Annotated in this window: 18 protein-coding genes; 6 read left to right on the forward strand and 12 right to left on the reverse strand. The window is 71.1% G+C overall.

What is annotated here, in order from left to right:
- Positions 1-536 precede the first annotated feature (536 nt).
- From B0I28_RS12080 to B0I28_RS12095, 4 genes are all read right to left on the reverse strand, one after another.
- Positions 537-1124, reverse strand: a complete 588-nt coding sequence (locus B0I28_RS12080; protein ID WP_106364085.1) for a GTP-binding protein — start codon at positions 1122-1124, stop codon at positions 537-539.
- Positions 1125-1130: 6 nt separating this feature from the next.
- Positions 1131-1508, reverse strand: coding sequence for a DUF742 domain-containing protein (locus B0I28_RS12085; RefSeq protein WP_106364086.1), 378 nt, complete (start codon positions 1506-1508; stop codon positions 1131-1133).
- 215 nt (positions 1509-1723) lie between these two features.
- Positions 1724-2122 carry a roadblock/LC7 domain-containing protein gene (locus B0I28_RS12090; protein WP_030161947.1) on the reverse strand — a complete coding sequence of 133 codons (399 nt, stop codon included), beginning with the start codon at positions 2120-2122 and terminating at the stop codon, positions 1724-1726.
- 45 nt (positions 2123-2167) lie between these two features.
- Positions 2168-5290, reverse strand: coding sequence for a sensor histidine kinase (locus B0I28_RS12095; RefSeq protein ID WP_106364087.1), 3123 nt, complete (start codon positions 5288-5290; stop codon positions 2168-2170).
- 637 nt (positions 5291-5927) lie between these two features.
- Here B0I28_RS12095 and B0I28_RS12100 point away from each other — a divergent pair.
- The 5 genes from B0I28_RS12100 (at position 5928) to B0I28_RS12120 (ending at position 10758) form a co-directional block, all read left to right on the forward strand.
- Positions 5928-6731 (forward strand): MHYT domain-containing protein, encoded by an 804-nt coding sequence (locus B0I28_RS12100; protein WP_106364088.1) that lies wholly within the window; start codon positions 5928-5930, stop codon positions 6729-6731.
- Between the two features lie 80 nt (positions 6732-6811).
- Complete coding sequence (locus B0I28_RS12105; protein ID WP_106364089.1) at positions 6812-7891, forward strand: MHYT domain-containing protein; 1080 nt, start codon at positions 6812-6814, stop codon at positions 7889-7891.
- A 201-nt stretch (positions 7892-8092) separates the two neighbouring features.
- On the forward strand, positions 8093-8422 hold the full coding sequence (locus tag B0I28_RS12110) for a hypothetical protein (RefSeq protein WP_106364090.1): 330 nt from the start codon (positions 8093-8095) through the stop codon (positions 8420-8422).
- A gap of 12 nt (positions 8423-8434) precedes the next feature.
- Positions 8435-9145, forward strand: a complete 711-nt coding sequence (locus tag B0I28_RS12115) for a hypothetical protein (RefSeq protein WP_106364091.1) — start codon at positions 8435-8437, stop codon at positions 9143-9145.
- Positions 9146-9147: 2 nt separating this feature from the next.
- Positions 9148-10758: a hypothetical protein gene (locus B0I28_RS12120; protein ID WP_106364092.1), complete on the forward strand. Its 1611-nt coding sequence runs from the start codon at positions 9148-9150 to the stop codon at positions 10756-10758.
- A gap of 134 nt (positions 10759-10892) precedes the next feature.
- Here the strand turns inward: B0I28_RS12120 and ccsB are convergent, their stop codons facing one another.
- Genes ccsB through B0I28_RS12160 form a run of 8 tightly spaced genes read right to left on the reverse strand, consistent with a single transcriptional unit; the run spans position 10893 to position 19017 of the window.
- Positions 10893-11870 (reverse strand): c-type cytochrome biogenesis protein CcsB, encoded by a 978-nt coding sequence (gene ccsB, locus B0I28_RS12125; RefSeq protein ID WP_106364093.1) that lies wholly within the window; start codon positions 11868-11870, stop codon positions 10893-10895.
- Positions 11867-13468, reverse strand: a complete 1602-nt coding sequence (gene resB / locus B0I28_RS12130) for a cytochrome c biogenesis protein ResB (RefSeq protein ID WP_245888956.1) — start codon at positions 13466-13468, stop codon at positions 11867-11869. The genes ccsB and resB overlap by 4 nt, the downstream gene beginning before the upstream one ends.
- Positions 13465-14217 carry a cytochrome c biogenesis CcdA family protein gene (locus tag B0I28_RS12135; RefSeq protein WP_106364094.1) on the reverse strand — a complete coding sequence of 251 codons (753 nt, stop codon included), beginning with the start codon at positions 14215-14217 and terminating at the stop codon, positions 13465-13467. Before B0I28_RS12135 ends, resB begins: the two co-directional genes overlap by 4 nt.
- Positions 14218-14257: 40 nt before the next feature.
- On the reverse strand, positions 14258-14476 hold the full coding sequence (locus tag B0I28_RS12140; RefSeq protein WP_106364095.1) for a hypothetical protein: 219 nt from the start codon (positions 14474-14476) through the stop codon (positions 14258-14260).
- Positions 14476-15045, reverse strand: a complete 570-nt coding sequence (locus B0I28_RS12145; RefSeq protein WP_106364096.1) for a TlpA family protein disulfide reductase — start codon at positions 15043-15045, stop codon at positions 14476-14478. Before B0I28_RS12145 ends, B0I28_RS12140 begins: the two co-directional genes overlap by 1 nt.
- 23 nt (positions 15046-15068) lie before the next feature.
- Positions 15069-15722, reverse strand: a complete 654-nt coding sequence (locus tag B0I28_RS12150; protein ID WP_106364097.1) for a histidine phosphatase family protein — start codon at positions 15720-15722, stop codon at positions 15069-15071.
- On the reverse strand, positions 15719-17023 hold the full coding sequence (gene hemL, locus B0I28_RS12155; protein ID WP_245888957.1) for a glutamate-1-semialdehyde 2,1-aminomutase: 1305 nt from the start codon (positions 17021-17023) through the stop codon (positions 15719-15721). The genes B0I28_RS12150 and hemL overlap by 4 nt, the downstream gene beginning before the upstream one ends.
- Positions 17020-19017, reverse strand: coding sequence for an adenylate/guanylate cyclase domain-containing protein (locus B0I28_RS12160; protein ID WP_181245765.1), 1998 nt, complete (start codon positions 19015-19017; stop codon positions 17020-17022). Before B0I28_RS12160 ends, hemL begins: the two co-directional genes overlap by 4 nt.
- 598 nt (positions 19018-19615) lie before the next feature.
- Here B0I28_RS12160 and B0I28_RS28265 point away from each other — a divergent pair.
- On the forward strand, positions 19616-20470 hold the full coding sequence (locus B0I28_RS28265; protein ID WP_106364100.1) for a lytic transglycosylase domain-containing protein: 855 nt from the start codon (positions 19616-19618) through the stop codon (positions 20468-20470).
- Positions 20471-20526: the final 56 nt, after the last annotated feature.

Below are 20526 nucleotides of genomic sequence, written 5' to 3' on the forward strand. Positions count from 1 at the left end.
CAAGGGAGGCACACACGAAGACCAAACCCCAGACCCGGCACCCCACCCTGGGCCGCCTCCCACATATCCCCGTCGCCGCCAAAAGACCCGCACCCCAACACACCCCAAAGCCGCACAACCCAACCCCGCCCCACCACCCACCCCGTTGTCGCTGCCCGCTCTGACCGGAAGCACCGATTAGCAGCGAAGCCGCAATCCAACTCAAGACACCGAAAGACCGGGCTCACTCAAGCGGACCCGGCCCTTCTGAATGTGCTTGGAGCCGTCGGACTCTTAGCCACGGGCGGCGGCCTGGAGGAGGCCGACGAGGCCGACGGAATGCGATGGGCGTCAATGCAGGCTTTCCGACCGTTCTTGTCTTGCAGCCGCGCTGCTCCGCGCCGCCTTTCCCTCCAGGCAACGCGAAAGGGGCGCAAGGCAGATGAGTTGCCTTGCGCCCCTTCTCGCTATGGTCCAGGTGGTTGGGTCAGCCTAGACGGTTCCCGCGCGGGTCAGGCGCGGTTCGCGGTTGTCGCCGTGCGTCCGTTTGTGGGCACTTAGTGGACGCCGACGGTGCGGGTGCGCCGCATCGACAGCACGTACTCGACGAGCTTGATGAGCACCTGCTTGGTGGACTCCCGGTTGCGCGCGTCGGTGTAGAGCACCGGGACCTCCTGGGAGATCTGGAGCGCGTCGCGGATGTCCTGGATCTCGTGGAGCTGCTTGCCGTCGAAGCAGTTCACCGCCACCAGATACGGGAGCTTCCGGTGCTCGAAGAAGTCGATGACCGAGAAGCAGTCGGCGAGGCGGCGGGTGTCGACCAGGACGATGGCGCCGATGGCGCCGCGGACCAGCTCGTCCCACATGAACCAGAAGCGGGTCTGGCCGGGGGTGCCGAACAGGTACAGAATCAGGTCCTGGTCGATCGTGATGCGGCCGAAGTCCATCGCGACCGTGGTCGTCGCCTTGTCGGGCACAAGGTTGTTGTCGTCGACGCCCTCAGAGGCGGAGGTCATGATCGCCTCGGTCGTCAACGGGGTGATCTCGGAGACCGAGCCGACCAAGGTCGTCTTGCCGACGCCGAAGCCACCGGCGATGACGATCTTGGCAGAGGTCACACGAGAGGTGTCTTCGGGTGAGTTCATTAGGGTCTATAGCCTCCTGAGTCCACTGAGAACGCGCTCAAGGAGCTCGGTTCCGACCGATTCGTCGCCGCCGTCCGCGTCGAAGCCGGTGGGTTCGTGCACTGCCAGCAAGCCGTCCGCTGCCATGTCGGCGACCAGCACGCGGGCGACGCCGAGGGGCACCTCCATGCGTGCGGCGATCTCCGCGAGGGACTGGAGGCGGCCGCCGCACAGGTCGACGATCACCTTCTGCTCCCTGCCGCCGAGGAACTGCCCGGACCGGCCGCGCGCGGTGGTCTCCACCAGCGCTTCGAGGGCGATCTCCAATTGGGGCCGCGTACGGCCGCGCGTGACCGCGTACGGTCTGACGAGTGAGCCGGTAGGCTCATCACCACCGAGGACCATTGTTACCTCCAACCACGGCCTTGGATCCCACAATCCTTGTGCCGCAGTCTTGTCAGTTATCCATGTACCGGGTGCCCGGGGAGGCACCGGCCCGTCGCCTGGGGATGCGACGGAGGGGTCGTTGTTCAGTTCGTCCCACTCTTTAGCGCTTCGCTCGAATGGAGCCTACCGTGCCGCAACCCGTTGCGCCAAGCGTGCACCGGATGCGGCCCGGATCAGCTTCGGGCCGAAGGCGTGAGCGCCTGGCCGACCCGGTCGACCAGGAGGGCCATCTCGTAGCCGACCTGGCCCACGTCGCAGTTCTTCGACGCCAGCACCGCGAACGAGGAACCGTCGCTGATGGACATCAGGAACAGGAAGCCACGGTCCATCTCGACCACCGTCTGGAGGACGGCGCCGCCCTCGAAGCAGCGGGACGCGCCCTGGGTCAGGCTCACCAGACCCGAGGTCACCGCCGACAGCTGGTCGGCGCGGTCCCTGGGGAGGTCCCGGGAGGACGCCAGCAGCAGACCGTCGGCGCTGACCGCCACGGCGTGGGCCACGCCCGGCACGCGTTCGGCGAAGCCGGCCAGCAGCCAGCCCAGGTCCTGGACCGAGGTTCCACCAGTGCTCATCGTTTGCGCTCCTTAGTAGCGTCTGCCGTGTTGCGGATCAGCGACTCAGTTGCCGTCATTGCCACGTCCTCGCTGCACCCCACGGTGATAGGCCGACAGCAGGCCCCGAATGCCCTCGGGGTTGCGCTTCTGCGCGCTGACGGTCTCCTGAGATTCCTCCACCGCGCCGGGAACGAGGCGTTCCATGGGGCGGCGCTTGGGAAGGCCCACCGAGGTCGTCTCGTCGATGGTCTCCGCGAAGGCGTTGTCGACCCGCGACCAGCCGTCGTCGGCGGCGGTGCGCCAGGCGTAGGACCCGGTGTCGGATTCGGGGGACGTCAGGCGGCGGCGCTCCGGGCCCGGGGCAGCGGCCGGCGACTCGTCGGCGGCGGGGGTGTGCTGCATGGTCGGGCCTTCCGTGGGCTGCGGAGGGGAGGGCGGCGCCGCGTCCCAAGCCGGAGCGGGGGACTCGGCCGCACCTGACTGGTCAGCGTAGCGCGGCGAGGTTGCGTCCGCCACCTCCGCGGCCGGGGCGGGCCGCAGGGACGACTCGGGGGCGTCCTCGACCCGGGCGGCGCCCTCCTCGACCTTCTTGGGCGCCGGGGTGACCGCCTTGAACCAGGCGGACTCCACCTCGCGGAAGATCGGGAGCTCCGTCGTCGCGTCCAGAGCGGACACGCGGTCCCGGCGGGCGGCGCGGGGCGCCTCGGTGCCGGAGGGGGCCGCGGCCACGTCGGGCCACGACGGGGGCGCCGGCTCGGGCTCGGGGGTCCACGCTTCGAGCTGGATCTTCGGCAGGGCGACGTGCTCCGAGGACACGATCTCCCCGGTCACCTCCATGACCTTGCCGTTGGCCTTGCGCTCGTCGGCGAGGCCGCCGGGCCGGAACATGAAGCCCGGCTCCTCGTCCGCGGGCGCGGACTGCGGGAACGGCGGCTGGAACGACTGCTGCGGCTGGCGCTGGGTCGGGTACTCGCCCGTGACGGGCTCGACCGGCGGCGGCGCGTTGTTCGGGCGCGAGGGCATCGGCGGGGCGCTCGGCTGCCACGCGGGGGGCGTGGGCTGCGGCGGCGGCGGGGAGTGCGGCGCCTGGGGCGCGGCCGTGTCGAACAGGCCCGCGGGGCTCTCGGGGACCCGCGGCAGGGCGCCGGTGGACTCCATGCCCGACAGGAGCTCGCCGCGCGGCGCGGAGCCGTTGAGCGGCACGCCGGAGCGCAGGCCGCGCTCGGGGAGCTTCGCCTCGGTGAGGACGGCCTCGCCGAGGATGACCTCCGCGACCGTGCCGCGGTGCTCGCCGGGGCGCAGCTCCACGTGGACCTCGTGGCGCTTCGCGAGGCGCGCGACCACGACCAGGCCCATCATGCGCGAGGACGCGAGGTCGATGACGTCGGCGGACTCGGAGAGCTGCCGGTTGATGTCCTCGATCTGCGCGGGCGGCATGCCGATGCCGACGTCGTGGATGCGGACCCGGATGGCGCCCTGCGGGCTCTCCGCGGTGCGCAGCTGCTCGGCCTCGACCAGGACCGGGGACTCCGGCGGGGAGAACGCGGTCGCGTTGTCCATGAGCTCGGCGATGAGGTGCACGAGGTCGTTGACGGCGGCCGGGCGGATCTCCCGCTCGGCCTCCAGGGACCCGAACTCGATGCGGGTGTACTGCTCGACCTCGGACTGGGCGGCCTGGAGGATGTCGCCGACCGGGGCCGGGTACCGCTCCTGGCGGGTGGAGTCCGCGCCGGCGAGCACCAGGAGGTTCTCGTCGTTGCGGCGCATGCGGGTCGCGAGGTGGTCGAGCTGGAACAGCTCGGCCAGGCGGTCCGGGTTCTCCTCGCCGCGCTCCAGGTGGTCGAGGTGGCCGATGAGCCGGTCGACCAGGTTCTGGGACCTGCGGGCCAGGTTGATGAACATCTGGGAGACGTTGGCGCGCAGGGCGGCCTGCTCGGCCGCGATGCGGATCGCCTCGGTGTGGACGATGTTGAACGAGTGCGCCACGTTGCCGATCTCGTCGCGCTGGTCGATGTCGATGACCGCGCCCGTGTCGGCGGCGACTTCGTCCGGCGTCCGGTTGCCGATCGTCTCCGCGTCGCGCATCTGCGCCACCGCCTGCGGCAGCGACACGTGCGCCACGTCGAGCGCGCCCTCGCGCAGGCGCCGCAGCCCGGTCGCCATGTTGCGGGCGATGAGCAGGGCGACCACGGTCGCGATGACGAACGCCGCGAGGATGAGCACGGCTTCGAGCAGGAGCTGGAAGATCTGCGCGTTCAGGTCGGCGCGGGCGTCTTCGAGGACCTGCTCGGACTCGTCGTTGATGTAGTCGAGGCCGTTTTCGAGGATCGCGTTGTACGAGTCGATGACCGCCGCGTTCACTTCGAGGGGCTTCGCGGTGCCCGCGTTGACCGCGGCGTTCTCGAACGTCAGGGCCGCCTCGGCCTCGCCGGTGTTCAGGCCGCCGGGGCTGAAGAAGAACGCGAGCTGCTCGTCGCGGTCGGCCACGGTCTTGAACTCGTCCTCGGCGGTCTCGCGGAGCTTCGCGAAGGCGATGAAGTTCTGCCAGCGGGTGTTGTTGATGAAGTTCTTGCCGTTGCCGACGTTGATCGCGATCGACCGCTCCTCCTCCAGCGTCTCCAGGACGGTGGTGGCGGCGGCGATGGCCTGGAGGTTCCGGGCGATCTCGGGGTCGTTGACGATGCGCGAGGAGATGTCGGTGATCGTCACGAGCTCGGCGACGAGGCGCTGGTAGACGCGGGAGGTCTGGTCGATGGAGACGCCGTCGGGGCTGTCGGCGGCGGCCTGGCGGATCTGGACGAGCGTCTCGTACTGGGTCCGGACCGCGTCGATCCGGTTGGAGATGTCGTCGGAGACGTCGGGGAGTCCGTCGGCCTTCTCGTTGAACTGGGCGAGGGCGTCGTCGGTCTCGGCCTGCTGGGCGGCCACGGCCGCCTCGTCGTACTGGGCGGGGTCGATGTCCGCGACGTGGTCGTCGCCGATGCGGAGGTGCGTGACCAGCAGGGACCGCTCGACCTGGAGGTCGTAGCGGAGTTCGGCGGTCACGGCGTTGAACTCGACGAGATTCACCATGTCGTCGGACTCGAACACCCGGTCCGCGAGGTCGTACAGGCGGAGGCCGGCGACCGCCACCAGGACGATGAGGGGCACGAGGAGGATCAGTCCCAGCTTGGACCGGATTCGCATGTCGGCGATGCGGGGCAGGCCGAGCGGTCCTCGTCGAGCCGCTGAACCCGCACGGTTCGAGCTGCGCTTGCTCACCTTGTCTAGCCTCCTGGGGTGGTCCTCTGTGTCAGACCGACGGGCCCGTGCCGGGCCGGGCTCGGTCTCGGGCCGACGGCGCGCGCCGGCTGCCGTCCTGCCGCCGGGGGCGGCGGGGGTTCGGCATGTGAAGCCCAGCAGATTCCATCATGACGAATCAGGGCGGCGAAATCCAGGGGCGTACCGGAGTACTGAACTCGGCCCCGTTTCGCACCGAGTTACCGGGCGAATCTCAAGAAAGCCTGGTATTTCGGACACACGCCTACTCCGTATTCGGCCGTCCGGCCAAGAAAAGCGACTACTTGGACGATGAGGCTCAGACCAACGGCCCCGTCCACAGAAAATCACCGCCGTCGATACATTGCGCGGCAGTGCGAGCACGGTCGGTAGCGACCGTTTCGCCACCTTAGTCCACTCACCCACCGCGTCCATGCGAGCACGCCTTCCGGACAGATCCTCCATATCCGCCGCCGCTTCCCGGACAACTCGCACTTCTTGTGCGACAGACTCCACCCCCCGTTGAGGCACCGTTGACCCACAACGCCTTCCAGGAGGTAACCCCATGGACCCGCTCGCGGTCACCCTAGAGCACCACCACTTCACATACGGCTGGCTCAATCCGGCGATGGGCCTCGCCTTCGCCGCCGCCGGGTCCTTCCTCGGACTGACCGCCTCCCGCTACGCCCGCGCCGCCGCGACGCGGGGGTCGCGACTGCGCTGGACCCTCATGGCCTCCTTGGCCATCGGCGGGATCGGCATCTGGATGATGCACTTCATCGCGATGATCGGCTTCACCGTCACCGGTGCGGACATCGCGTACGACCCCGCGCTCACCGCCCTGTCCTTCGGGCTCGCGGTGCTCGCCGTGGGGACCGGGCTGTCCGTCTCGGGCGGCAGGCGCGCTGGCTGGCCGCGCCTGCTGCTCGGCGGGCTGCTCTGCGGCGCCGGCGTGGTCGGGATGCACTACACCGGCATGGCGGCGGTCGCGACGGGCGGGCGGGTCGTCTACGACCCGGTCCTCGTCGCGGCCTCCGCCGCCGTCGCGGTGGTGGCGTCCACGGTGGCGCTGCGCTTCACGGCGGTCGTGGACCGCCGCGGCTCGATGGCCCTGGCCGCGGCCGTCATGAGCGTCGCCGTCGTCGGCATGCACTACACCGGCATGGCCGCCGTCGAGGTCGAGGGCCCGGCGCGGGGGAACGTCGCGGGGATCAGCCCGCTGATCCTCCTGCTTCCCATCATGCTGTTGGCGCTCATCGCGATCGTGGGCATGGTGTTCGGCGTCCTGGCCTCGCCGAACCTCGACCGCGTCGACCGAAATGACCGTCCTAGTGCAACTGTCCGTCTTGCGGATGCAGCCGGACAGTAGTCGTATAGGTTTCAAACCGCGCAGATCCCAATCGCGCAACATTCCGGATACGGGCATCTGCCTGAGGAGGAAGACCACTGATGGAACATGTGAGTCACTTCACTTATGGGTGGATCAACCCGATCATGTCGTTCGGGTTCGCCTTCGCGGGATCGATCCTCGCGCTGATGTGCATGACGCAGGCGCGCAGCCAGGACGGCACGGTGAAGGCGGCCCGCAAGCGCGTCCAGTGGATCGCCCTCGCCTCGTTCTCCTTGGGCGCCACGGCGATCTGGATGATGCACTTCACGGCCATGATCGGCTTCAAGGTCGTCGAGTCCGACATCGCCTACGACCCCCTCAAGACCTTCCTGAGCCTCGTCGCCTCCGTCGGCTCCGTGTTCTTCGGCCTCCTGGTCGCGGGCACCGGCAGCCGCGGCACCGTCGGCAAGATCCTCATCGCCGGACCGCTCACCGGCCTCGGCGTCGTCGTCATGCACTACTCGGGCATGGCCGCGATCAACGTCTCCGGCCACATCACCCACGACCAGACCTACTTCATCGCCTCGGTCGTCATCGCGGTCGTCGCCGCGACCGCGGCCCTGTTCTGCGGCATGTACCTCGAAGGCTGGAAGTGGCACACCGCCGCGGCCGTGGTCATGGCGATCGCGGTGTGCGGCATGCACTACACGGGCATGGCCGGCGTCCGCGTCACGCTCTACAACCAGGGCCGCGACACCGTCGAGGGCATCGACCCGATCATGCTGATCCTCCCGATCCTCGGCGTCGCGACCCTCGGCATCATCGTGCTCCTGTTCGCGCTCATGGGGACCACGCCGAAGACCGTCAGCCGCCGCGAGCAGCTCGGCATCCACGTCGACGACGACGAGCCCCTCCCCACCGCCACCGGTGCCATCCAGGTCGACCGCACCCGCGCGCAGCAGCGGCAGCAGGACCGCCCCCGCACTCCGGGCCGCGTCCGCAACCGCACCGAGCGCACCGCGGGCTACGTCCCCGACCAGCGCCCCGCCACCGCCCCGATCCCCGCTCCCCAAGGCCACGACGACATCCCGCGCATCGTCCCCGACCACCCGCGCCCGCAGCGCTCCTTCCAGCAGGCCGACCTCGACGTCACCGCCGAACGCTACGGAGCCGCCCGCAACAACGGCCGCGGCCACTGACGCCCGCACCACGTCAAGCAGCGCGACGGCCCCCGCTCATCCGAGCGGGGGCCGTCGCGCGCTACACCTTATATATATGCGCGGCTACGCACCGTCGATTTCCTGCGCCCGACCGAGTTTCGGTGTACCACACGATCAGTGACGAGCCGATACCATGAGGTTCAGTGCAAATGATCCCGATTCACCCCCGGAGGTCCCGTCGTGGCCCAACGGATCCTCGATCCCGCATACCTGGAAGCCTTCCGAGACGAGCTGGTGAACCGGCTCAACCATGTGACGACCTTGACCGAGATGCTGCTGCCCGGCCAAGTACTCGGTTACGAGCCCGGCTTCGGACTGCTCGAATCGTCGCAGGACGCCAGGCGCTACTACAAGGACGCGCACGAGGAGGTCTGGAACAACCTCCAGAAGCTCCGGCAGGACCTGTACGGCGCGATCGTGACGATCAACGACGCCATGGGACTCCACATGGAGTCCGAAGAGTTGAACGTCAACCACCTGAACACCGCCGGCTCGACCGACGACAGCTAGGAATCCGTCACCATGAACCGATTCGCCAAGACCTGCACCGCCGCTGTCGCAGCCGGACTCCTCTTGTCCGCCTGCAACACCGGGGCGGACGCCTCCGACGACGGCTCGGACGCCGCAGCCGAGAATCCCGTGTACGCGGCGATGTCCGCCTGGAACGTCTGCGAGATCCTGGGGAACCTCCAGCCGATCACCGACGAGATGGCCATCGAGGGCTGGGGCGGGACCAACGCCGAAGGTGGCGAACCAGGACCTTCGGAGCTGGGCAACACCTTCGACCCGGACGCCATGGGCTGCGGAAGCCTGCTCAACATCACCAGCGGCGGCGACTACGTGAACTTCGGCGGCGGCGGCGAGCTCAAAGTCAAGCTCGTGCCCACCGAGAGCGCCGACCAGGCCGCCTCGGCGTACGAGGAGCGCGCGGCCGCAGCCCAGTCGAGCGGGTCCGGGGGCGAAGGCCTCGTCGAACTGCCGCTCGAAGGCGGCTGGGACCAGGGAGTCCTCTACGGGTGGACCGGCAGCGCCAACGCCCACTACCTGGAGGTCATCGGCCAGAGCGGCCAGTGGGTCCTCCACATCCAGCTGAACTACGACCACAACTTCGGCGAGGAGGACGGCGAACCCGCCTACTCGTTCACCAGCGACGAACTCGAAGAGTGGTTCGCCGGGACCTACGCGGCAGAGGTCGAGCAGACCGTGAACGCGAAGATAGCGGAGGTGCAGTGACCATGGGCGACATCGAATTCGCCGGTGAAACTTACGGAGGCGTGACCGGCCAGGAGGAGATCAGCGGCCAGGACGCCTCCGCGAACGCGGTGTACCGCAACCGGACGCCCTGCTCGAACTCCAGCTGCACCAACACGAACACGACCTTCGAAGAGGCCTGGATCAAGCTCGTGTCCGCGATCCCCGTCACCGGGCAGGTCCAGCGGTTCACCTGCGTCGCCGCGGGCACCGCCGCCCCTACCCCTGAAGAGGTCCGGGGACTGGTCGCGCAGGTGCGCCCCATGAACGAGGACGATCTCGCGCTTCGGGAGATCTCCCGGCACTGGATCGAGTTCAACCAGCAGTTCGCACTCGACGAGAACGAAGGCGTCGCGAAGGTCCTCGACCAGAAGCTCACCGAGCTGGCGAACGGCTGGCAGGGCGAGGACTTCGACGCGTTCGCCGAGCAGATGGAGACAGTCTTCGCGAACTGCGCCCAGATCCAGGCCGACATCGGCGACAACACCTCCGGCCTCATCGGGCTCCTGGAGTTCAAGGCCGAGGAGATCTTCGCCCTCCAGGGCGGCGAGTCGTACGAACTCCCCTACCCCGCGCCGCAGTACTGGGTCGAGGACGAGGGCGGCCTCTTCTCCGACCCGACGGTGCACCACCGGGTCCCCTTCAAGGACGGCGACTGCGAGATCACCGACGGATGCTCGTGGGACGGCGAGGACGACTCCGCCAACCGCGCCATGGAACTCGGCGGGTTCGACGGCGACTACGCCAACGAGCTCGGCCAGTACGTGACCGACCAGACCGAGCGCCACCTCGCACGGCTCAAGCGGGAGCACCCGGAGGCCACCGAGGAGGAGCTGCGCCCCCAGGCCGAGCAGCTCGCCACCCAAGACGGCGATGAGCGCGCGAAGCGCGACTACGACGCCGGTTCCCAGGATTTCCAATCGCGCGCGGCCGAGCAGAACGACACCGTCCTGGCTCGCTGGGAAGACGCCGAGATAGCCGCCCAGGAGTTCACACCCTCCGTGGAGACCGTGCAGGACACCACCTTCCGCGAATCGGGCGCCGACCTCGACAGCGGCGGGTACTCGCCGCCCAGCGGCGGGGACTTCAACGGCTCCCCGACCAGTACCGGGTCGAGCGGGATGACCCCGCCGCCGACCACGACCAAGTTCGGGGAGGGGACGACCACCTCAACGGTGCCATCCTGGTCCCCCGACGACGCCGGGAGCGATGACGACCCGTCGGGCGGTCTCGCCGGTGGCGGGCTGGGGTCGGGCGGGTTGCCCGGGGGTGGCGCCGGTGGCGGGCTGCCAGGTGGTGGTGCCGGTGGCGGCGTCGGCGGCGGGATCGGTTCCGGGATGGGGCTGTTCGGGCCCGCGGCCGGAGGCGGTGCCGGGACCGGTGCTGGCGCGAAAGCCGGTGGGGCCGGGCTCGGGAAGGGCCAGGGGCTGTTCGGGAAGACCGCGGGCGGCGCCGGGATGATGGCCGGCGGTGCGGGCGGAAGGCCCGGTGCCGCAGGCGATGAGGACGGTGAAGGCCAGGAGACGTGGCTGACCGAGGACGAGGACGTCTGGGGTCTGGCCCGGTTCGAGGACGAGAACGACCCGCTTGCGTGACTGCACAACCACCTGACCACACGACCACATGACCGCATGACCACACGACCTGATGCTGTGCGGCCTCATGATGCGATCGGGCCCCCTTGCACTGGCGCGCAAGGGGGCCCGATCGGTGTCAGGCGGAGAAGTCCTCAGACTCCCGCGTACGAGTGCAGGCCGCCGAACACGAGGTTCACGGCGGTCAGGTTGAAGAGCATGACCGCGTAGCCGAGGATCGCGATCCAGGGGGCGTTGGCCTTGGCGGAGCGGCCGGAGACGCGCGCGTGCAGGTAGGCGGCGTAGACGACCCAGGCGATGAAGGCCCAGACCTCCTTGGGGTCCCAGTTCCAGTAGCGGCCCCACGCGAGGTGGGCCCACACCGATCCGGCGATGATGCCGAAGGTGAGGAGCGGGAACGCGAAGACGTGGATCTTGAACGTCAAGCGCTCCAAGGCGGTCGCGTCGGGGAGGCGCTCGGCGATGTTGACGGGGAAGCGGACCGGCTTGCCGTCGGAGACGCGGCGGTCGTGGGCGCGCTTGAGGAGGTGGAGGATCGCGAAGACGCAGCCGATGAGGAGGATGCCGGAGGCGCAGATGGCGGCGGTGACGTGGATGATGATCCAGTACGAGTCGAGGGCGGGGACCAGCGGTCCGGCCTCGGTGTAGACGCGGACCGAGGTGCCGAGGACCATCGTGACGGCGAAGGTCGCGAAGAGGCCGAGGCGGCGCGGGACCGAGCCGCGGGTGACGAGGATCAGCCAGGTCGTCATGCCCGCCAGGGCGACGCCGACGGTGTACTCGAACATGTTGCCCCACGGCCACCGTCCGGTGTAGACGACCCGGACGACGATGCTCGCGAGGAGCGCGGCGGTGCCGAGGAACGTCAGGACGAGGCCGAGGCGGCCCGCGCCGCGGGCGGCCGCGGGGCTGATGGGGGCTTCGGTCGGCGCCTCGTCGGAGGCGTCGGCGTCAGCGTCGATACCGCCTCCGCCGCCGGAGGCGACGAGGGCCTTGGCGCGCTTGGGGGCGCGCTTGTCGAAGGCGTATTCGACGGCGTAGGAGAACATCGCCGCCGCGTAGACGACGATGGTCGCGACGAACAGGGCGTTCGCGACTTCGGCACCGGTCATTGGTCACTCCTGTCGGTACTTGGTCCCGGCGGCTCGTAGTCGGGAGCGATCGCGGCGGTGAGCTCGTCGCACTCCTCGTCGAGGCCGTCGAAGTCGTTGCGGTTGAGGCCGGCGGTCTCGACGGTGCCGTCGGGGTTCCACCGGATCCAGTAGCGCCTGCGGCGCACGGCGAGCCCCGGCAGGAGGCCGAGGAGCAGCAGGACCGCGCCCGCGAGGACGACGGGCCCGCCGGGGTCGTGGCGGACCTGGAGGACCGCGTACTGCTCCACGCCGTCGAAGGTGAGGGTCGTCCCGTCGGGGAGGGTCATGGCGTCGCCGACGCCGATGACCTCGACGTCGTCGTTGACCTGCTCCAGCTCGCCCGAGGCGATCTGGTCCTCGTTGATCGAGTACACCGACTCGGGCAGGCCGTCGCCCAGGCCCAGGTCGCCGGTGTACGCGGTGAGCGCGAGCACCGGGTTGTTCAGCTCGGGGTCGGAGCCCAGGAGCATCGCGGTCGAGTCATCGAAGGTGGGCACGAGGATCGCGTCGAAGCCGACCTCGGCGTCCGGGTCGACCGCGCCGGTGGCGGGGTCGACGTTCACGTCGGGGAACTTGAACGCGCCCTCGGAGTTCAGGGCCGCGTCCATCGACAGGAACTCCTGGTGGAGCGTCTGGGTCTGCCCGTAGCGGTCGGTGTAGGTGACGACGGCGGTGTAGCCGTGGCCGATGAGGAAGACGTTGGTGCCGTCGATGTTCAGCGGGTGGTTGACCTTGAGGTCGTACTCGCCGGACTCGACTTCGCCGCCGTCGCCGGTGGTCTCGTAGGTGACGTCGGCGTCGAAGGCGGTGGGCCCGCCGTTGGTGAACTCGGCGTCGAACTCGTCGAGGGTGACGCAGAACTGCGGGAGGTCGGTCTCGTCGACCCACGCGCCGAGCCCGTACTCGTCGTACTGCTGGAGGTTGTTGCAGTACGCCTTGTCCTCGGAGAGGATGCGGTTCCCGTACCAGCTCATGAGGCTCCCGGCGGCGACGCCGACGAGCACGAAGATGATCGAGGTGTGGAACAGCAGGTTCCCGGTCTCGCGCAGGTAGCCCTTCTCCGCGGCGATGACGACGGTGCCGTCCTCGTGCTCGCGCACCTCGGTGCGCCAGCGCCGCTGCTTGAGGACGGCGCGGGCGCGGGTTTGGTTGGCGTCGGCCCCGGCGTCGAGGACGCGGTGGTACGGGAGGATCGACATGCGCTGCGGGGCGTCGGGGACCTTGGCGCGCAGGGCTTTCCAGTGGACGCGGAGGCGCGGGACGATGCAGCCGACGAGGCTGATCATGAGCAGCAGGTAGATCGCGGAGAACCACGGCGAGGTGTAGACGTCGAAGGCCCACAGGCGGTCGAGCCACGGCGCGAGGTCGGGGTGCTCGTCGAAGTAGGCGGTGACGTCGACGGTGCTGATGGACCGCTGCGGGAACGTGGACCCGGGGATCGCGGCGAGCGCGAGCGCGAGGAGGAGGATGAGCGCGGTGCGCATGGCGGTGAGCTGGTGCCACCAGCGGCGCCAGAACGCGCGGAAGCGCTTGGCGGCCTTGGGTTTGCGCGGCTGGGAGGTGAGGGTGGCGGTCACAGGGCGCTCACCCCGGTTCCGACGGTGGCCCTGAGCCAGTTGGTGAAGTCGCCCCAGGCGCCGGTGGCGAGCATGAGGCCGACGGCGACGAGCATGACGCCGCCCGCGATGGAGATGGCGCGGCCGTGGCGCTTGAGGAAGTCGAGGGCGCGGGCGAGGCGGTGCATGCCGACGGCGAAGAGCACGAAGGGGGCGCCGAGCCCGGCGCAGTAGGCGATCATGAGGCCGACGCCGCGGGCGGTGCCGTCCTGGACGACGGCGAGGCTGGTGATCGCGGCGAGGACCGGTGAGGTGCAGGGGATCCAGGAGAGCGCGAAGACGGCGCCGAAGAGGGGCGCCCCGGCGAGGCCGACGGCGGGCCGCCAGGTGGGGGCGAAGCCGCCGCGGGTGGGGATGAGGCCGATGAACATGAGGCCCATGGCGATCATGACGATCCCGGCGACGGTCTCCAGGACGGAGGTGTTCTGGAGGAGGGCGCGTCCGGCGCTCTGGAGGGCGAAGACGAGGACGGTGTAGACGGCGGTGAATCCGGCGACGAAGAGGAGCGCGCCGGTGAGGACGCGTCCGATGCGGCGGTCGGCGGGGCGGTCGCCGCGCAGTTCGGTGCCGCTCATGCCGGTCACGTAGGAGACGTACCCGGGCATGAGGGGGAGGGTGCACGGGGATGCGAAGGAGACGAGCCCGGCGAGCGCGGCGACGCCGAAGGCGAGGAGCAGCGGCCCGGAGGCGGCGGTCTCGGCGGGGTTCACGGGGCCCCCTTCGTCGCGGGCCGGGTGGTCTCGGGGCGGGTCACGCTGCCTCCTCGCGGGGGCGGGGCTCGGCCGGTGCGTCTGCGGGCGTTGCGAACGGCGGCGTCTGCCGCTTCGCCGACGAGGGCTCGGTCGGGTTGAGGCGGCGCTTGACGAGGGAGGTGACGGCGACGGCGGCGAGGGCGGCGGTCCCGGCCATGACGGCGCGCTTGGCGGCCTTGCGGAGGGCCGGGTTGCCGGGGGTGGCGGGCGTGCTCATCAGGACTCCAGGGCTTTGGTCACGTCGGCGGTGATCGTCTCGGCGTCGTCGAGGCCGCCGCGCCAGATGGAGAACACGCGGTGCTCGGCGTCGATGACGATCGTCGCGGGGATGTCGTTCGGGGAGAGGCCGTAGTCGACGAACTGGTCGGCGATGCGGCCGGCCTCGTCTTCGATGGACGGGTACTGGACGCCCCAGCGCTGCTCGAAGGCCTTGGCGGCGTCGCCGGTGTCGCGGATGTTGACGCCGAGGAACTGCACCGGCTCGCCTTCGAGGGCCGCTGCGGCCTCGACGAGGTAGGGGGCTTCGGCGACGCAGGGCGGGCACCAGGAGCCCCAGAAGTTGACGACGAGGACGCTGCCGGCCCAGTCGTCGGTGTCGACGGGGTTCCCGTCGAGGTCGGTGCCCTGGAGGCGGGGCGCGTCGAAGCGGTCCTCCGGGTCCTCCCACCGGTAGTTCGAGCCGTCGCCGGAGACGAACCGGTCGCGGTTGATCTCGTTGACCCGGTCGGTGTTCGCGCCGGACTCGCCGCAGGCCGCGAGGGCCAGCAGCGGCGCCGCAGCCAGCATGGTCCTCCGCCGCAGCCCCACGGTCAGGCGCCCTTGGCCCGCCGGGCCGACGCGGACCTGAGCACGAGGTGCGCGGCCGGCTCGGAGTACTCGATGCGGGCGAGCGTCTCGTCCTCGTAGACGAAGCTGGTGACCGAGGCGAGGGCGCATTCGCGTTTGCGCGGGTCGTGCCAGAGGCGCTTGCGCTCGGCGAAGCGGCGGACCGTCCAGATGGGGAGCTGGTGGGAGACGAGGACGGCTTCGGCGCCGTCGGCGGCGGCGCGGGCCTTGTCGACGGCGTCCATCATGCGGCGGGCGATGTCGAGGTACGCCTCGCCCCAGGAGGGCCGGAAGGGGTCGCGCAGGCGCCACCAGTAGCGGGGCTCGCGCAGGGCGCCGTCGCCGACGCCGACCTTGAGTCCTTCGAAGGAGTTCCCGGCCTCGACGATGCCGTCGTAGGTGACGGTGTGGAGGCGGTGGGAGGCGGCGACGGGCTCGGCGGTCTCCTGGGCGCGCTGGAGCGGGGAGGCGCCGACGTGGACGATGTCCCGCTTGGCGAGCCGTTCGGCGGCGGCGACGGCCATCTCCTTGCCGAGCTCGGACAGGCCGTACCCGGGCAGGCGCCCGTAGAGGATGCCTTCCGGGTTGTGGACCTCGCCGTGGCGCAGCAGGTGGACGATGGTCTTGGAGCCGCTCATGAGCGCACCTTAGCCGCGGCTTCGGCGGCGGGTTGCAGCGCCTGTTCGATGTGTGACAGGGCTTCCTCGTCGATCGCGGCGGAGGTGAACCAGCATTCGAACGCGCTGGGCGGCAGGTACACGCCGTGTTCGAGCATCGCGTTGTGGAACGCGCCGAACGCGGCCGTGTCCTGGGCCTTCGCCTCGGTGAAGTTCGTGACGGGCTCCTCGGCGAAGAAGATCGAGAACAGGTTCGAGGGCGCGGAGACGTAGTGCGGGACACCGGCTTTCGCGAGGGCTTCGGCGGCGAGGCGCTGGATCTCGGCGGCGGTGTCGTCGAGCGCGCGGTAGACGGCGTCGTCGCAGGCGCGGAGGGTCGCGAGCCCGGCGGCGACGGCGAGGGGGTTCCCTGAGAGCGTCCCGGCCTGGTAGACGGGTCCGGCGGGGCTGATCTGCGACATGAGGTCGGCGCGGCCGCCGAACGCGGCGGCGGGCAGGCCCCCGCCCATGACCTTCCCGTAGGTGTAGAGGTCGGCGGGGGCGGCGAGGCCGCCGGGGGCGACGCGGAAGCCGGTCATGACCTCGTCGGAGATGAGGAGCGCGCCGCGGGCGTGCGCGACGGAGTAGAGCTTCTCGTTGAAGCCGTCGAGGGGCGCGATGGCGCCCATGTTGCCGGGGACGGCCTCGGTGATGACTGCGGCGATCTGGCCGGGGTGGGCGGCGAACGCGGCTTCGACGGCGTCGAGGTCGTTGTAGGGCACGACGATCGTGTCGGCCGCGGCGGCGGCGGGGACGCCGGGCGAGTCGGGGTGGCCGAGGGTGGCGACGCCGGACCCGGCTTCGGCGAGGAAGTAGTCGGCGTGGCCGTGGTAGCAGCCCGCGAACTTGATGATCTTGTCGCGGCCGGTGGCGGCGCGGGCGAGGCGCACGGCGCTCATGGTGGCCTCGGTGCCGGAGGACACGAGGCGGACCATCTCGCAGGGGGTGCGGCCGGTGATGAGCTCGGCGAGCTCGATCTCGCCGACGGTGGGCGCCCCGTAGGAGGTGCCGCGGGCGGCGGCCTGCGCGAGGGCCTCGACGACGTCGGGGTGGGCGTGGCCGAGGATGAGCGGGCCCCAGGAGCCGACGAGGTCGATGTAGGTGTTCCCGTCGACGTCGGTCATGCGGGCGCCCTTGGCCTCCTTGATGAAGACGGGGTCCCCGCCGACGCCCCGGAAGGCCCTGACCGGCGAGTTCACGCCGCCGGGGATGACGCGGGCCGCCCGTTCGGCGGCGGCCTTCGAGCGGGAGCGGTCGAGCGGCTCCGGTTGCCTGTCAGTCACGGGCCCAGCATCGCACACGCCCCGCGCGGCGCAGGGGTTCGCCTCGGGCGGCATGGCGGGCGCGACGCGCGCCGCCCGGAGGGCGGGTGGGCGGGGTTAGTAGTAGTTCCATCCCAAGCCCCCACCCACCCCGGGGACCGGACCGGACCAGCCTCCCTCGCGGGTCCGACAGAACGGCCGCCCCGGGCCGTCCGTGTCACCCGGAAGAGTGGCGGCGGCCCGGGCCGGATCGGACCGGCCGGGCCGCCGCCAGCGGGCCGGGCCCCGACGGCGAGTGCGCTTCGCGGCCGACAGGGCGAGAGCGGCCCGGCCGTTCCGGCCGGGCCGCAGCAGCGGTGTAAGGCGACCGCGCGCAGGCGCGGGGCATTGAACGGGACCGGGTGGACCAGGCGCTCGGCGAGGTCGAGCGGGGCCGCGGGGGCCGGGTCGTTCACCGGGCCCGGCGCGGCGTCCGGGCCCGCGAGGAGCCAGCGCAGCGGCGCGGGGACCCGGTACACGGCCTGGTCCATGGCGGGCCGCTCGATGACGACGAGGGCGGCGTCGACGAGCTCGACGAGCGCTTCGAGGCTGCCGTCCCGCTGGCGGCACAGGTCGAGGACCTCGTCGACGCTCGCGCCGCGCTCGCGCGCGGCCAGTTCGAGGAGCACCGCGCGGGCGGGGCCGGAGATCGCGGCGACCGCGTCGTCGATGGCGGCGCGGAACCGCCCGCCCGAGTCGAGGACCGCGACCGGGTCGTCGCGCAGCCGCCGCAGCGCCGCCTGCGGGGAGGCGAGCGCGACGAGGTCGGCGAGCGCGAGGAGCGCGGGCGGGAAGTTCTCGACGGCGGCGGCGAGGCCGCGGCAGTCGGCGGCGGTCCACGGCGCGCCGCGGTCCTCGCAGAACCCGGCGAGCATCGAGGCGCCCACGGTCCCGGCGGGCAGGTCCAGGGAGCGCTTGACGGCGCCGGGCAGGTCCACGGGCCTGCGGCCGACCGCGAGCAGGTGCAGCTCGGGGCAGGACTCCAGGAGGACGAGCAGCTCGGCGCGGCGTTCGGCGCCGAGCCGGTCGGCGCCGTCGACGACGAGGAGCGCGCGGCGGTCGCGGAAGTGGTCGGTCACCGTGGCCATCGGGTCGCGCAGCGGCTCCGAGCGAAGGTCGAGCGCGTCCAGCAGGGCCCGGCCGAGGTCGGGCCCGGTGTCGGAGTACCAGACGCCGTGCTCGTAGCAGGCGAGCCGCTTGCGGGCCCAGGCCTTCGCGAACACGGTCTTGCCGCAGCCGGGGAGCCCGGAGAGGGCGACCATGCGGCTGACGGCGAACGCCCGGTCCAGTTCGCGCGCGTCCTCGGGCCGCTCCACGGGCGGCTTCAGCGCGTGCGGCAGGTTGTGCCTGCGGGGCCGCGAGGCCGGCGGCGGGAACGACTCGGGGAGGCCGGGCGTGTCGATCTGGACCAGTTCGGTGGCGCCGGGCAGGCCCCGCAGCTCGAAGTCGCCGAGGCGGCGCACCCGGGTCGGCGGCAGGCCCGCGGCGGCCGCGCACGCCGCGGACGCGAGGATCTGGTCGCCGTGGGCCGCAGAGCAGATGCGGGCGGTCTTGTGCACCTCCGGCGTGGCGTACCCGCCCGCGGAGGGCCAGGCCTCGCCGGTGTGCAGTCCCATGCGGACGCGGGGCCGCAGCGGCCCCGAGCCGTGGTCGGGCCAGTGCGCGCTTTGGAGCGCCGCCTGTATCCCGGACGCGGCGGCGCAGGCCGAGGCCGCGTCGTGGAACGCCACGAAGAACGAGTCGCCCTCGGTGTCGATCTCCACGCCGCCGTGCTCCTTCAGGACCTCGCGCACGAGCGCGCGGTGGCGGTGGAGGACCACCCGGTAGCGTTCGGCGCCGAGCCCCGAGGCCAGGCGGGTCGAGCCCTCGATGTCGGTGAACAGGAACGTGACGTCCCCTGCGGGCAGCAGGGCCGGATCGATCGGGCCGCCGGCCCCCTCGTCGGCGCGCCCGGCCGCGGCCGGAAGTCCGGCCACATCGGACTGCGCCGGATATGCCGGTGCCGCATTCGCGAGCGGCCGGACCCCGTCCCTTTCGCAAGGGTTCGGGCGATCCGGTCGCTCGGTGCCGAGCATCGGAAGGGAAGCCAGTGCGGCGTGCGATGCCGTTGTCGTATCCACGTGTCGGTCAACTTTCGTTCAGCCCCCGTATGCCGGGCTGTGGCGCGCTGGTGCGCGGGCACAAATGCCCAGCGGCCTCACAGTGTCACCCCCATCTCAGTCGGTTACCTGCCGTGATGGGAACTGGCACTCCGCATGGCCGTGTCTCCTGCCCTTTCGCGGACGCGAGGCGTTCTCGACGCGGGTTTGCTCGTGGCAACCACCGTTCCGATATGGGAGAACGATCCGGCCGCCCGCCGGTAGCGGGCAGTGGAGAGAATTGTTGCGTCTCAGGCGTTGCCCGCGGGAACGAAACTAGGGAATACTCGCATTCAGTCCGGTCCCGCCGCGGCGCCGCACGCGCGCCGCCCCGCGGGTGCATACTGGGCGCGCCGCACCGCCCGCGCGCACTCCCGCCCCCCGCCGCCCCGCCTCCGCTCCGGCCGCCACGATCGAGAAAGGACGACCCGCTCCCGTGCTGCTCCTCCTCCGACGCCTCGCACGCCGCCTCGCACTCCTCCCCTGGCGCGCCCTCAAGGCCGCCGGCAGGGGCGTCCGCGCCTGCTTCCGCGCCCTGCGCGCGCCCGCGGGCCGCCTCGGCGTCCAGGTGGCGCTCACGGTCCTCGCGGTCGCCGGGGCGCTCGCCGCCGGATGGTTCGTCGTGCCCGGCGCCGGGCCCGCCTGGTCGTTCGGCACCGAGCCCAGCCCCGAGGAAGAGGAGGCCCCGCTCGTCCTCACCCCCGAGGACGCCCCCGCCGCAGGGCTCCCCGCCGAGACCGACGACCTCGAAGAGTCCAGCACCGGGGCCCCCACCGACGGCACCACCACCCAGGCGGGCGCCACCGACCTCGACTCGTGGGCGCAGAGCCTCGCCCACCTCGGCATCCCCGAGCGCGTCCTCGTCGCCTACGGCCGCGCCGAGCTCGTCTCCGCCGTCGAGAACCCCGGCTGCAACCTCTCCTGGACCACCCTCGCCGGGATCGGCGCCACCGAGACCAACCACGGCACCACCGGCGGCAACCGCGTCCAGGCCGACGGCACCACCCTCACCCCCATCCGCGGCGCCGAGTACGACGAGATGGGCCCCATGCAGTTCCTCCCCAGCACCTGGGAGAACTGGAAGGCCGACGGCGACAAGGACGGCCTGTACAACCCCGACGACATCGACGACGCCGTCACCGCCGCCGCCGACTACCTGTGCCACGGCGACCGGAACCTCGCGACCCCGGACGGCTGGCAGGCCGCCGTCCACTCCTACAACCCCAGGGACGACTACGTGCAGAAGGTGTTCGACCGCGCCGACCAGTACGGCCGGACGAGCACCGCCTGACAGGGCCCCCGACCGCTGCTTTCCGTGAGCCGGGGGTTCCGTTCGGTGACGATTTC

It is taken from the genome of Glycomyces artemisiae, from assembly GCF_003002955.1.
Classification (GTDB): domain Bacteria; phylum Actinomycetota; class Actinomycetes; order Mycobacteriales; family Micromonosporaceae; genus Glycomyces; species Glycomyces artemisiae.